Origin of the sequence: Mariniblastus fucicola (genome assembly GCF_008087665.1) — a bacterium.
In the GTDB taxonomy this organism is placed as follows: domain Bacteria; phylum Planctomycetota; class Planctomycetia; order Pirellulales; family Pirellulaceae; genus Mariniblastus; species Mariniblastus fucicola.
This window is the reverse complement of record NZ_CP042912.1, coordinates 393739-408247: the sequence shown is the minus strand read 5'-3', so window position 1 is coordinate 408247 and position 14509 is coordinate 393739. Positions and strand designations below refer to the sequence as shown.

Sequence of the window (14509 nt, the reverse complement as noted above, 5' to 3'; positions counted from 1 at the left end):
CGGCGTGGATCAGTGCCGGCAAAAGATCTCAACTTCCCCAGCGCTTCATCAGATCGGAATCGATGCCAATGTTGTCGAGGATGCGGACGACGATGAAGTCGACGAGGTCTTCGACGGATTTGTAGCCGTGGTAGAAGCCGGGTGAGGCGGGAAGGATCGTCGCGCCAGCCAAGGTTACGGTTCGCATGTTCTCGATTTGAATCAGTGACAAGGGAGCTTCGCGTGGGACAAGCACCAACGGACGACGCTCTTTCAAGTGAACATCTGCGGCTCGTTGCACTAAATTTCCGCTGGACGCAGTCGCGATGCCGCTGAGCGTGCTGCCGCTGCAGGGACAGACGATCATGGCTCGCGTTTGAAACGAACCGCTGGCGATTGGCGTCATGAAATCCTTGTAGTGGTGGTAGCTAACCAAAGAATCGTCGATGGAGTGTTCTTCGATGACAGCCGGATCAAGCAGTTGATCGAGTTGAAAGTTCTCAATGTCGACCTTCGACATCAACTCGTGCTGCAACACCTTCTGACCCGATTCACTGATCGTCAGATGAACTTCGAGGTTCGACCGCAGTAAAATCTCCAGCAACCGCCGACCGTAAATCACGCCGCTGGCGCCGGTGATGGCGAGCACGATCGGATGGTTGCTCATTTGACACCTATGTAGAGCGTCGCGATGCCAAACGTCAGCGGATAGAAGTCGGCTTTTGACATTCCCGCCGCCAACATTTTCTCAGTCAGTTTCTCATAGCAGGGAAACTCGCCAACGCTGTCCGGCAAGTAGTTGTAAGCATTCGAATCGTTGCGGGCGAGCATCTGTCCGATCCTGGGCAATACGTTTCTGAAGTACCAACCGTACATGCCTTTGATGGGCTGAGTCCGCGGAACAGAGAACTCCAGCACGGCAACTTTCCCGCCAGGTTTGCAGACACGAGTCATCTCGCGCAACCCCAGATCCGTATCGGCAACGTTCCGCAAACCGAAGGCAGCACTGACGACCTGAAAGCGATCGGACTCAAACGGCAACTCCTGGGCATCGGCTTCGACGAAGGTTACCGGTTGGCCGAACTTGTCGCTCTTCTCGCGGCCGACTTCCAGCATCTCGTAGCAAAAATCGGATCCGACAATCGGAACTTCACCCTTTGTGTATTTGTGGAAGGAGAACGCCAGGTCTCCAGTTCCAGTGCACACGTCAAGGATTGGATCGTTCTGATTGGGAGCCAGTTTTTTGACGGCTCGCCAGCGCCAATAGCGATCGACATTCATCGAGAGAAGATGATTCATGCGATCGTACTTCGGCGCGATTTCGCCAAACATGTCTCGAACGCGTTGGTTTGATTTATCAACAGCCATAGGGAAGTGCGAGCAAACTCGTCAGTTTTCAGGGTAAAGTTGCCAAGCGGCATCGGCCTTTTGGCCCGTGGTCGTTTCAGTATCACATTGACAGGCCAGAAGCCTATGCCACCAAAAAAACCACGTTCGCTTTATCGACCGAATTCGGAAGACATAGCTTAACGTGGCTCACAGTGATATCTGGCCAAACCCATTTGGGAAAGGACAGATTTGACGATTGAAAGGCGATTCAGCACACACGGTGCCAGAGGACTAGCTGCCTCAGCAAGATCCGCTTCGGCCGCCGGGCCCCGGGGAAAACATGGGGCTGTAGGCTGGAGCCTGTCCAAAGCCGCCCGGTGGAAGATAGGGCGAACCGGTCTGTTGGGCTCGCTGCTGTTGCAACTGCGACGAATAGTCCAGGGTCGGAGGCGGGAACACTGGGGCGGCTGTAAGTCCGCGGGTGGGAGTGCATCCAGAGCAAAACAGAACGGAGCTACCGATTGCTGTGACGATCAAAATCGAGAGGTGAGTTTTGCGCATGATTGTTTCCGACCAGTTCAACTTTTACGTTTCGTCTGCAGCTTACGGTTCGTCGCGAACAATGGTTCATCACGAATTGGCTTCGTGCTGCTGCTTGCGACCGGGATCAGCATTTAATGACGGAATCGCGGAACCGCGTCGACACCGTCGTTAAGGTTTGCCAGGCTTCCGTGATGACGGCCACAAAAATGAATTGCAAAAACGCTGTCAAACGCCCTCTGGAAAGTTTGAGCAATCTGGATAACCTGGTTTAAACGAAGCCTTGGGGAAAAACCCTGACCACCAGATTTCTTCGAAAGATCCCATGAAGACCGCACGCACTCTGTTCGCATTTCTGGCTTGCTGCTGCGTCGCAGCCACTGTCTTGTCCGGTTTTTCGCTGGCTGCACAAGATGCCGATGGGCCTTATCCGCTCGATGAGTCGCAAATCCGCAAGCCTGACGTGCCACAGGGCGAAGTTATCAATCGGACTTTCGCTGACAGCAAAATCTTCCCGGGCACAACGCGAAATTATTCGATCTACGTTCCGAAGCAGTACGACAAATCGAAGCCCGCTTGCTTGATGGTTTTCCAGGACGGGACCGGGTTCTCCAAAGTCGAAGGTCGTCCAAGTAAAACGCCGTTGGTTTTCGATAACCTGATTCACTCGGGCGAGATGCCTGTCACGATCGGGCTGTTCATTGACCCCGGCGTTGTGCCGGCTCAAAACAAGAATGCTCAACCGCGTTTCAATCGCAGCTTTGAATACGACGCGGTCGATGATCGGTACGCAAGATTCCTGATCGAAGAAATGATCCCGGAAGTCGAAGAAAGCTATGCCATCAGCGATGATCCGAACGATCGCGGCATTTGCGGATCGAGCTCAGGCGGTATTGCGGCGTTCAATGTCGCTTGGCAGCGACCGGATCAGTTTCGCCGCGTGTACACGATGGTTGGAACTTACATCGGGCTGCGCGGAGCCAACGAGATGTCGGTGCTGGTTCGCAAAACGGAACCGAAACCGATTCGTGTATTCCTGCAGGACGGCAGCAACGATTTGAACATTTACTGTGGCGACTGGTGGGTTTCGAATCAGGGCATGTTGTCGGCGTTGAAATTCAGCGGCTATGAAGTGGATCACGCATGGGGGCAGGGCGGTCACAATCGAAAGCACGGTGGAGCAGTACTTCCCGATGCGATGCGCTTTATCTGGAAGGACTGGCCCAAGCCGGTAAAAACGCACTTTGATAAATCCAGAAGTCGAGCGCCTGAGATGCTGATCGATGGCGAAGACTGGGAACTGGTCAGCAAGGGACATCAATATTTGACGGGACTCGCCTCGGACGCCGAAGGCAACGTTTACTTTTCGGATCGAAAGAAAGGTGAGCTGTTTGTCGTTTCGCCTGATGGTGAAGAGAAGAAAATCGACATCGGGACGTCAACCGAAAAATTGACTTCGATCGCAGCCCAGCCTAATGGATCGTTGTTCGTTGCCCAAAATGGTTCAATCTTTGAGCATCCAGGTGGCGGATCGACCGCATATGAAGTGAACGCTGATGCAATGGTTACGGCTCACGATGGCACTTTGTATTTCACCGACAAGGAATCGAAATCAGTTTGGATGAAAAAGCGCGACGGAGAAGCCAAACTCGCAGTCGAAGGATTGTCAGGAGCCCACGGCATCACGCTTTCTCCAGACCAAACACTGGTTTACGTTTCTGATTTCAACGGCCGCTACGTCTGGTCATGTGTTCGACAAGAAGACGGGACGCTGACGCATGCTCAGCCTTACTTTCACATTCACTCACCACCCGCCGCAGTCGACATGCGCACCAAAAGTATGGGCATGTGCGTCGACAAAGACGGCTGGGTTCTGGTTGCCACAAAAATGGGAATTCAAATCTGCGACCAACCCGGACGCGTTAATCTGATATTGCCTCCACCGGCTGGCACCAGCAGCACAACGAACGTGATCCTTGCGGGTCCAGACAACCAGACGTTGTACGTGACCTGTGGTGGCAAGCTGTTCAAACGGAAGACGAAATTGACGGCAGCCAAATCCTGGGCAACGCCAGTCAAGCCGCCGAAACCACGATTGTAGGCACTGTTTGGTAAATGTGAGCGGCAAGGCGCTCATGTTTGGCCGCGTTGATGACATGAAAATCAATTTGTCAAACAGTGCCTAATTCTCCCAGGTTGGTCGCGAGGCTACAGGTTGCTCTTTCGCTTCAGCTCACGATACCGATCGCGCCAAAGCTCATACTTTTCGCGCTGTTTTATTCGCTTGTAGAGTTCCCGGATCCGAACCGCAGTGGACCGCAGTTCCTTTTGACAGCTGCTAAAGTTCAGATCGTCCTCGGCAACGCCTTCGAGGGCATCGAAGCAGTCGAGCAAAACCAGCTCGGCTTCTTCGTACTGTCCCAACTCCAACAACGCTCGGCCCAGCTGGCTTTTCGCTCGATTATAAAACCAGGGCAACTGTTCATCGTCTTCGCCAGCGAACCATTCGAGATACTCTTTCAATCGCACGACGCTAAGTTCATGCTGATCCGTCTCATGTTCGACGTCGCACAACACGTCCAGCAAACCCGCCATCGATTTTGACTGGAGATCCACACCTGAATTGGTCCGCAGCTCGTATGCTTCGACGTAATAGGGGTGGGCTTCCGCGTCTTTGTCCTGCATCCGAAAGATGTGAGCCAGCATGTTCAAGGCAAAATTGATTTCCCAATCTTGCCCACCTTCGATCCTGTACCCTTCCACCAGTTGCAAACCTAGCGGCTCCGCTTTTTCGAACTGCCTGGAAGAAACATAAACTTTCAACAGCCCGCTCATCGTCGTCAAAAGGTGTGGATGGTTCTCTCGCATCAGCAACCGCGAACCGGCCAAAGACTCGGAGAGCTCCTTTTCTGCCAATTCCAGTTCACCGAGATTTCGATGGGCTTCGCCAAGGTCCGCCAGCATGTTCAAGGTCGCTGAATGATCGACACCAAGCGTTGATTTGGCGTGCTGCAACGTTTCAGTCAGCAAAGTTTCTGCTGTGCGATAATCTTTTAGCCGATAGTAGGCTGTGGAAATCTGATAGGCAATCTGGATCGTATCGGGATGCGTCGCGCCAAGTTTTTCCCTGGCTCCTGCGTACCTTTCTTCCAACAGTTCAATGGCTGCCTGTACTTCGCCCAGCTCGGTCAGCGCCATCGCAAACGTAGTTTTGATATGCAGCGTTGTTGGGCTATCGCTGCCTTTCAACGACTCGCTTCTGCGAAGCGCCGGCTCAATGATGTCTCTCGCTTCTTCAAACCTCTTGCAGGCAAGCAGCGCCTCGGCAAGATCTCTGACTCCCAGCAAACTGGAGCTATGATCCGGGCCCAGCAACTTTTCCGAGACAGCAATCTTTTCTTCAAAGATGGCGATGGCGGAATCGAACCGACCCTGAGCCAGTTCAATTTCTCCCAAAAGTTTCCGTGTCCTGAGCAGCTGGTGAAAGGTGCCGACCTGAGCTCCACCTGCTTCGATGACTCCTTCTTCGTTCGTCAGTTCAGCGGAAAGTTCAGCTTCAACGGATTCCGCAACTTCGGCGGATTGCGTGAGCAGGTCCTGATCAAACAGAAGCGAACCCAACGCCAATTGCCCTTCTCGGTAATCCAGATCCGGCAAATCCCTGGCGGCGATGATGTAGGCGTCCAGATGAGTCTTGGCGTCCTCATATTGGCCGAGCGATGCAAGAACGGTTGCAAGATTCAGCTTCGATTCCATTACTTCGAACTCGGTGTCGGCTGTCGCAGACCGCGATTCGTAGTAGGCGATTGTTTCCCGGAGCATCGCAACCGACTGTTTCGGATTTCCAATATCGCTCTGCAACGCGGCAAGATTGGCGTAGACTCGCATCGTGTCGGGATGGTTCGGACCAAGTTCGTCGCTGCGAATTTGATATGCGGCCGAAAAGTGACGTTGAGCATTCTTCAACTCACTTAACTGGTTATAGATTGCTCCGATGTGCAACCGGATCTCCGCCTCCAGCAACGGTTGGTCGCGAAAACGCGTTTCGACAGACTCATTGGCTCGATCCAGCACCGTACGAAGCTTGATATCAGGGTCCGGTTCGAGTTGCGGGTTCGCATAGCTCAACAGGTCGTGAAGCAAAAACTCGTTGATCGCCTGTTTGGATTCGGCTTCATCCTCAGCCCGATTAAGAGCAATCGTCGCCTGCTGCCATTTCCAGGTCACCAACGCCGAGCCAACGATCAGCGACAGCAACAACATCCCTGCCAGCGCCGAAATAACGGGGCGACGTCGGACGGCTTTCAGGAATCGATCCAGCTCGGAAATTTGCCGGGCCCGAATCGGTTTTCCCTGAATGAACAATTTCAGATCATCGCGCAACTCGCCGGCGCTCTGGTACCGATCCGCTGGCTCTTTGGCGATGGCCTTCATCACAATGGTGTCCAGATCACGCGGGATCCGCGAGTCCTTTTTCCGCGGCGGATCAGGAAGGCTTTCCGTCACGTTCTGCAGCAGCTGCGCAAAGTCTTTTCCATCGAACGCCGGCTGCAGCGTCAACATCTCGTACAGCGTCAGTCCCAGGCTGTAGACATCGCTGCGAGCGTCCGAATTTCCGTTGAACTGTTCCGGAGGAAGATACCGCAGCGTTCCAACGGTTTCGCCGGTGCGCGTCAGGTCGTCCTGGTCTGTTAGCTTGGCCAAGCCAAAGTCCGTTACCCAAACATGGCCTGAGAAATCAATCAACAGGTTGGCCGGCTTGATGTCGCGGTGAAGAATCTTTCTGGAGTGCGCGTACTCGAGCGCGTCGCTGACCTGTTCTCCGATCTTTGCAACGTTGCGGTAGTACGCGTGGCGCTGCGAAAACGATCCGCTTGTCGACGACGCCGACGCGAAAGAACTTGATCCGGAAAAGCTTTCTGCCGCAGACTCGGGATGGACGCTTGCTCCAGTCTGCTCAGCCGAATCCGCCGAATCCGCTGAATCGGCCGAACCATCTTCAGTTTGCTTCGACAAGTCCTCGAACAGACCAGAAGCAACGGTGCCCAATTTTGTGTGGTCGAGACGAACCGTGTCCTTTAACTTTCTCCCGCTGCCCTGGTCATCGTCGGAAACGGCTTCGCGAACTTCGGCGATGACTTGATCGAGCCCCGTGCCTTCGATGTATTGCATCACGAAGTACGAAACGTCGTCCGACCGACCGACTCCGAAAACGGGAACGATGTTGGAGTGGTGAAGCTTGCCCGAGGCAATGGCTTCTTGCTGAAACCGGATGCCACGGCGTTCATCAAACTTCGCCGATTGAGGCAACAATTTGAGCGCCACATGACGTCCGAGAGATTCCTGTTCGGCTTTGTAGACGACGCCCATTCCGCCGCGGCCGATCTCGTGAATGATTCGATACTCTCCGAGTCTTCGTGGCGGAGGCGAGGCCTCCAGCTGCCGGATCTCGTCCTCGATCGCGCTGTCAGATTCGGCGACGCAATTGGGATTCCGATTCTCCATCGCCTGCAAAACCGGAAATAGCTGGCGAATGCGGATTGCCAGTTTCGGATGAGCCCGAACATAGCTCTCGATGTCTGGCGATTTTCCAGCCCGGATCTCGGCGACAAATTTGTCGGAAATCAAGTCAAATTGGTCCAGCTCGGACGGGTCCACGCGCATCTCGCCTGTGTTGAAATGGTGATCCAGGCACTGTTTGACAAATTGATTTTCATGTCGTGACGCGGCCAAACATGAGCAGCAAAGCGCGAGCCGCCGTTAAAAAGCGCAACGGACCGGCGGCTAAGTGCCTTGCCGCTTTCATTTACCAAACAGTGCCTGGTTAATTATGTGCAGGTAAAAATTCGGAGGGACAACTTTCTCGAAAATAGTCCTCGTTTCCGTTCGAGTCATGGTGATATCCGACGCCACCGTGTCCTCAGCAGGGAAAATTCCGATCCCGAGAAGTCCGGCATGAGCCTGGATTGTCTGGACTTCATTATTGAGGATTTTTTGGCTACCTTTGTGCACCATGAAACCTTCTGAATTTGCACATATCGTCGACGTCGCCCTGCTGCCTTCAGCCATCAAAGCCGATCAACTCGCCGGCCAAACGGTGGTCGTCGTTGACGTTTTGCGTGCGACCACCACGATCGTTAACGCGCTGCATAACGGCTGCCAGCAGATCTTTCCGCAACCTGGCATTGAGGAAGCTCGCGATTGCCATGCGAAGATGCCGGATACTTCCGTGATCGGCGGCGAGCGAAACGGCAAGATTGTCGATGGCTTTCATCAAGGCAATTCGCCACTGGAATACACGGCCGAAGCGATCTCTGGCAAGTCACTGATTCTCGCCACGACCAACGGTACCGTCGCGATGGAAAGCTGTCGGGCCGCCGACCGGGTACTGATCGGAGCCATGATTAACGTTTCGGCGGTCGCCAAAGAGCTGACCAGTGTGCCGCGCGTGACCGTGGTTTGCTCGGGAACCGATCGGCTGATCACCAGCGAAGACGTGATTTTCGCGGGCTTGCTGACGGAGCGAATTCTTGAGCTGCGTGAACAGGCCGGAGCCGAACCGACCAAGCTGACTGATCCGGCCACGATTGCGATGCATCACTGGCGAACCCGCAAGGCTGAAATGGACTCTGGTATGGAGCTGGCTGATTTCTTCCGCAACTGCCGCGGCGGCATCAATCTGGTTCGAATCGGACATGACGCCGATGTGCAGTTTGCGTCGCAGATCGACCTACACGACCGTGTGCCGGAGCTGGATTTGAAAAGCTGGTCGATCGCATAGCGGTGGCATAGGCTTCCAGCCTGTGATTGGATTTCACTGGCACTGTTTGGCAAACTCAATACAAGCCCGACACGCAAACGAGTGAGTCGAAAACTTGGGCGTATACTCACTCGCGCTTCGGGGGGTTCGGGCTTGTATTTGACAAAAACACGCCTGGCACCAGAATCGAACGGGGCGCCAGCCAACATGTTCACAGGCTGGAAGCCTATGCCACCTACGACTAGAATCTGCGTTTCCCCAGCACCAAGCAAACCCTAACTACTCCCGGAACCACCATGGATATGGACTCGATCGTGTCGCTCTGCAAGCGACGTGGCTTTCTGTTTCAATCAAGCGAAATCTATGGCGGACTGCAGGGGTTCTGGGATTACGGTCCGCTCGGCGTGGAGCTCAAACGCAACGTCAAAGAAGCTTGGTGGCGCGACATGGTTTCCTGCCATGACGACATGAACACGCTCGACGGTGCCCCTTCGCCCTACGCGATGGAAGGCCTCGACTGCACGATCATCATGCACCCGCAAGTCTGGAAATGCTCGGGGCACTACGACCTGTTTCACGACTTCATGGTCGACTGTAAAGAAACCAAAAAGCGTTATCGCCACGATCAGCTTAACGGTCGCTGGGTGGAAGCCAAAGACAAAAAGATCTTCGTCACGGCACCCGCTGGAGACGATGAACTGGAAGTCATGACCAAGCGGGCGCTGAAGTTCTACAACCTCCGCAACAAGAACATTGACGACCTGAAGTGGGACGGCGACTCGACCTGTTTGACGGAAATTGAAGATCTCTCAGTCGTCCTCGGCCCGGACGCGAAACAACTGGGAACGCTTACCGAGCCGCGTGAATTCAATCTGATGTTCAAGACGTTCGTCGGCGCCCTTTCTGGCGAAGAAGGAGCCGCTTACCTTCGCCCGGAAACGGCTCAGGGTATTTTCGTGAACTTCAAAAACGTGCTCGACAGTACACGTCATCGTCTGCCGTTGGGAATCGCTCAGATTGGAAAGAGTTTCCGCAACGAGATTACGCCGCGAAACTTTACGTTTCGTTCTCGCGAGTTCGAGCAGATGGAGATCGAATTTTTCTGCCACCCGGACAAGTCACGAGACTGGTATCAGTTCTGGCGTGATCGCCGGCTGAAGTGGTACCACGATCTGGGCATATCGGGCGACAATCTGATCATGCGTGAACATACGCCCGAAGAGGCCGCTCACTATTCGACCGGGACGGCTGACATCGAATACGCGTTTCCGTTTATGGCCGAAGGCGAATACGGTGAGCTTGAAGGAATTGCTCATCGCGGCAACTTTGATCTTCGCTCACACATGGAAGGCAAGCTGGACGAAAATTCGGATACGCTGGAGGTTCAACTCGGCGAAGACGGCAAGCCAAAATGGAAGGGCAGCGGCAAGGATCTTTCGTACCGCGACGACCTGACGAACGAGAAGTACATTCCTCACGTGATCGAACCGTCTGCCGGAGCCGACCGCGCGGCGTTGGCTTTCCTTTGCGAAGCTTACACCGAAGACGAACAGCCCGACGACAAGGGCAAGATGCAGACGCGAACGGTGATGAAGCTGCATCCTCGTTTGGCGCCGATCAAAGCCGCGGTTTTCCCGCTGGTGAAGAAAGACGGCATGCCGGAAGTCGCCAAGGACGTGTACTTGAAATTGAAGAAAGATTTCAAAGTCTTCTACGACGAAAAAGGTGCCGTCGGTCGTCGCTATCGCCGTCAGGACGAAGCCGGAACTCCGTACTGCATCACGGTCGATGGTCAGACGCTGGACGATCAAACGGTAACCATCCGCGATCGCGATACGCTGGAACAGGTCCGCGTGAAGATCGATGAAGTTTCCAGTATCGTGAAAGAACGCGTTGAGGGTTAAGTTGCGGTTGGTGCAATAGGCTGAAGCGCGGGTGGCATAGGCCTCTAGCCTGTGAGTAGGTTGGCTGCCCGTCATTCAGTTCTGGGGCTAACGACAATCCGATCACAGGCTGGAAGCCTATGCCATCTTGCTACATTCATGTTTCAACCGCCAGGTTCGGTTTAAACTAAAATAGCAGGCAGCTACCTGTTAACGTCTGGAAGCCCAACCCAGTTTTTTAACCTCGCCCGTGAACGAATTCGATCCACTGACTTTCAGATTTCGCGCCATGGACGCTGGCAATGTCTCTGGCGGAATGTTCGCGCTTTCCGGTTCGTTCGACGGGAAAAACCTGACGCTGGACGAGGACATCTATCCCGTCCAGTCCATTCTCGCCGTGTCCACCGATGAGAATGTGCTTTCTTTGGTCATCGACCACGAAGACGAATATCTCAACTTCGCGATCGCGGTTAAAGGCTCGGATGCTGTCGCGATCAAACGGGCGATCGACAACAGTCGCAGCGACCTGCAAGCCGCCGAAGAACACAAACTGCTGGTCGCGCAAGGGCAGGGCGAAAGCTTTCGCAAACAGGTCTGTCCTCATTGCCAGGCAACGATCTCTCTTTCCCGCTTCGCCGATACGCCGCAGTGTTACTGCGATTACTGCCAGACGCTTTTCACAATCCGCGACCGGAGCAGCCACCGCGAACTTGAGGCCGCGACGCTGGATCAGGAACTCGAAAAAAAGTACCGCATGTGCGACGAGTGCGGCATGTATTCGTACCCACGCCAGTTCACGATTTTCTATTTTATCTTTCTGGTTTACTTCATTCACTGGACCAGTAGCAAAACCGTTCGCTGCCCTGGATGCATGCGTTGGGAAGCCTGGAAGATGCTGGTCGGAAATCTCTTTGGCTTGCTCGGTTTGCCCGTCGCGGTCGTGCAACTGTTTCGCAGCTACCGCGGACGCATTGAAAAAGGACCGCTTAAAGGACTTGATGATGCGAACATCCTGGCCAATCGCGGCAAGATCGATCGCGCTCTGGACCGCTACGATGCCTTGATGGACAACCTGCCAATCAATGCCGGAATTAAATACAACATCGGTTCGGGTTTGCTAACCAAGGGCGACGTGCCTCACGCGGAAGCCATGTTTCTGCTTTCGCTGGAAGACTGTTCGAACTTCGCGCCGTCGCTCAGTGGCTTGCTGTTCTGCTATCAGTCGCTGGGCAAAGACGTTGAAAGAAAGCAGCTGGAATTCCAAATGGGTTTTGACGCGAACGCCGATGCTCATCTTGCGGGGCTCAATGAGCACCTGGGGGACGAACAGGTCTTTGAGTGAGCAGCACGACAGAAATTAGTCCATTACATCCTTGTCTTCAACGAGACTCGGAAATTTCTGGCGGAGCAATTCAATGTCCTCCGTTTTGAGCAGCGGACAGTCACTCCAATCAAGAGATTTCAATGAAGGAAGTTTCAGCAATCCATCTACATTTTCAAGGCTGATGCAACCTTTGATCACAACATGCTGCACGTGAGGCATCGACTGCAGATCATCCAAAGTCTCCAGTGACCGGCAGCCTGTCAGATCCAGGTACTCCATGTCAGTCAGCTGGCTTATGCTCTTAAGTCGTTTGAGCGAAGAACAACCTTTCAGGTTTACGCTAAACAGATTTTTGATATTCCCCAATCCTTCGAGATCAACCAGCCAGTCGCAATCCTGAAAATCAATTTCTTGAATCGGCGCTTCGACAATATCACAACCAATCGTTGTCAGCCCGCTCCCCACTACTTGAATTTTCTTCAGCTTCCAACAATGCCGGAGCCCTTTCAAACTCCGCAGTCCACTCTCGCGAAGGTCCAGCATCTCAATATTTTCTTCATTGCGCAGAAACTCAAGATCCTTAAATCCGTGGATGCGGCTCAAGTTCAATCGCTTTAACTTGGGGCAATTGAGGACTGGGAAGTGCTTTATTTCCTGTTGGGAATCTGTGATGGAGAGGGTTTCCAGGTTGGCAAGCGACTCGATAGCACTGATGTCTAGCAAATTTTTGCAAGATGTAATTTCCAGGCGCTTGAGTTTCTTGCAGTACTGAATCCCTTCGAGACTTTTCAAGCCACCAGAATTGTGAATCACGAGTCGTTCAAGATTCGGCATCTCGCGGAAACAACTTAGATCCTGCAAGCCAAGGTCAACGTCGGCAATTGACAGGAATTGCATGTTGGGGTTTGGGCGAAACTTCCCCGTCACAGGAACCGTCGGATTCACAACGCTATTCCGGGGCAAACCATACGACGGCCACGCCGTGATATCGTCGGGGTAGTATTTTACGGATGACGTCCTTCGGAACTTCGGAAACGCGACGCCGGCAGTATTGATATCGAGCCGATTGAGCTTCATGCAATCCGCAATCGCATCCCAGTTTTCTTGAGACGTAAAACCACTTCCTACATCAATGTTGATATGCTCCAGCTCATTGAGCCCTTTAATCGCCACAATGTCACGCAGACGCGATTTTTGGACGACTCGAATCACCTTCAGTTGGCCTAGATTCTCAACTCCATTAAGAGATCGTAAATTCCTGCACTGATTTACAGAAAGACTCTCCAATTTTCCAAGTGACCGAAACCAATTCAAGTCTTCGACTTCTGGAAAATCCGACAGGCCCACGGAAACGAGGCTCTCCAGCTTGGTTAAATCGAACTCTTCTACGACGTCGAAACCAAGCTCATGTTGATTGTGAATCATAAAAGCCGAGATATCTCCCGATTGGGAGGGCTCTCGGATTGATGCACGTCCATCGAACGACAGACTCGTAATCCTGGAGAAAACATGCTGACCGAAAATGGAGCGAAGCCAGGCTGGACCGAGTGGATCTTTCTTTGCACCAGTCACAGTACCTTGCGGGCCCGTTTCATAGTCGAAGTGACACTTGCCATGAGGTTGAAAACCGTCATGCAATGCTTCGATTCTGCCGACCAACCTTGCTTCGTAATTGGCTTGTCTCAACTCGTTAGCAAACCAACCAAACACCAATGAGACAAGGACCATCACCAGTATCAGATACTTCAAACCAAACCGGAGCCCTGGTTTACGATTGCGTTTTAATTTCGAATTTTGAGGTTCAGCCATCTCTGTACAACATCAGTCGTGTTTGAGTGCTACTCCACCTTGCCACGTTCAAACATAGCCGACTGGACAACATCACGCAAAGTCACGTTCACCAAGCAATTTCAACAACATCAAAACATTTGCATGTACTCTGCGTGTTTACCGCTCTGCTCGCGACTAAAACACAACAATCAATTTTTTATCTGTACGACTTCCTCATCATTCATCTCGAACAAATACAACCATTGGTTTTCACGATCAGCAAAACATGTAAACGCATCACACAAAACAACGGGTGTCTTTCCATTTTCAAACTGCAAGCCTGCAGCGGGCTTGTCGGGATCAAATTTGTAATCTTGGGGAGCCGTCCATGGAACGGCCAACGGCTCTTTCACAACAACCAACAGAACGGTGTTCGAAGAACCATCGATGATGTTTCCAAACCCCACTCGGCCAGGAGCTCCCAAGATAGTGCGGTCGCTATTAGGAGCCACCATCGTTGTCATTCCCTTGGGAGCATCAGCAGGCATCATCAACTGCGATGAAAAACGGTTGTAGATGTCTGGCATCTTTGGAAGCAGCTTTTTGTTTGCGGGGCTGTCCCAAGGCTCATCCATTTTAAATTGCTGGAATAGCTCAGATTTGCCAAGAAAGGGCAAAATGTGAACACGCCAACTCAATCCTGTCGCGCCATCGAGCCCTCGCGAATCCGCTGGCGGTGGAAAATAGCGATGGACCTTTTTTCTAATCTGCCATGAGTCGCGGGAAACGATGCAGGCCGAAAGCATCTTGAATTCCAAACGGGTGACAGAGGCCTCAAAGAGCACTTGGGGAAGAGCAAGGTTTTAGCAGGAGGCGTTTAACGGGATGTGCCCGCCTTTGTGCGACTTGGCGCCAGACATCGAC

10 protein-coding genes are annotated in these 14509 nt (G+C 53.0%); 4 read left to right on the top strand and 6 right to left on the bottom strand.

Features of this window, described 5'->3' with window-relative positions; all coding sequences use genetic code 11:
• Window positions 1–28: 28 nt before the first annotated feature.
• The 3 genes from MFFC18_RS01605 to MFFC18_RS01595 form a co-directional block, all read right to left on the bottom strand.
• On the bottom strand, window positions 29–646 hold the full coding sequence (locus MFFC18_RS01605) for a UbiX family flavin prenyltransferase (RefSeq protein WP_075084893.1): 618 nt from the start codon (window positions 644–646) through the stop codon (window positions 29–31).
• Window positions 643–1347 carry a bifunctional demethylmenaquinone methyltransferase/2-methoxy-6-polyprenyl-1,4-benzoquinol methylase UbiE gene (ubiE, locus tag MFFC18_RS01600; RefSeq protein WP_075084894.1) on the bottom strand — a complete coding sequence of 235 codons (705 nt, stop codon included), beginning with the start codon at window positions 1345–1347 and terminating at the stop codon, window positions 643–645. The genes MFFC18_RS01605 and ubiE overlap by 4 nt, the downstream gene beginning before the upstream one ends.
• Before the next feature lie 261 nt (window positions 1348–1608).
• Complete coding sequence (locus MFFC18_RS01595; protein ID WP_148618588.1) at window positions 1609–1869, bottom strand: hypothetical protein; 261 nt, start codon at window positions 1867–1869, stop codon at window positions 1609–1611.
• 304 nt (window positions 1870–2173) lie between these two features.
• Between MFFC18_RS01595 and MFFC18_RS01590 the strand changes: the two genes are divergently transcribed.
• Window positions 2174–3949: an SMP-30/gluconolactonase/LRE family protein gene (locus MFFC18_RS01590; protein ID WP_084417173.1), complete on the top strand. Its 1776-nt coding sequence runs from the start codon at window positions 2174–2176 to the stop codon at window positions 3947–3949.
• 107 nt (window positions 3950–4056) lie between these two features.
• Here the strand turns inward: MFFC18_RS01590 and MFFC18_RS01585 are convergent, their stop codons facing one another.
• A complete protein-coding gene (locus tag MFFC18_RS01585) occupies window positions 4057–7506 on the bottom strand; it encodes a tetratricopeptide repeat protein (protein WP_162273962.1) in 3450 nt (1149 codons plus the stop codon).
• A 355-nt stretch (window positions 7507–7861) separates the two neighbouring features.
• Between MFFC18_RS01585 and MFFC18_RS01580 the strand changes: the two genes are divergently transcribed.
• From MFFC18_RS01580 to MFFC18_RS01570, 3 genes are all read left to right on the top strand, one after another.
• Window positions 7862–8629, top strand: a complete 768-nt coding sequence (locus MFFC18_RS01580; protein WP_075084898.1) for a 2-phosphosulfolactate phosphatase — start codon at window positions 7862–7864, stop codon at window positions 8627–8629.
• Between the two features lie 281 nt (window positions 8630–8910).
• Entirely contained in the window at window positions 8911–10512 is a 1602-nt protein-coding gene (locus MFFC18_RS01575; RefSeq protein WP_075084899.1) for a glycine--tRNA ligase, read from the top strand.
• Between the two features lie 268 nt (window positions 10513–10780).
• The gene (locus MFFC18_RS01570) at window positions 10781–11833 is read left to right on the top strand and encodes a tetratricopeptide repeat protein (protein WP_148618586.1); all 1053 of its coding nucleotides are present in this window, start codon (window positions 10781–10783) and stop codon (window positions 11831–11833) included.
• Between the two features lie 15 nt (window positions 11834–11848).
• Here MFFC18_RS01570 and MFFC18_RS24725 read toward each other — a convergent pair whose 3' ends face one another.
• Both MFFC18_RS24725 and MFFC18_RS01560 read right to left on the bottom strand, forming a co-directional pair.
• Window positions 11849–12607, bottom strand: coding sequence for a leucine-rich repeat protein (locus tag MFFC18_RS24725; RefSeq protein ID WP_210421383.1), 759 nt, complete (start codon window positions 12605–12607; stop codon window positions 11849–11851).
• A 1187-nt stretch (window positions 12608–13794) separates the two neighbouring features.
• Complete coding sequence (locus MFFC18_RS01560) at window positions 13795–14391, bottom strand: DUF1559 family PulG-like putative transporter (RefSeq protein ID WP_087149665.1); 597 nt, start codon at window positions 14389–14391, stop codon at window positions 13795–13797.
• Window positions 14392–14509 lie beyond the last annotated feature (118 nt).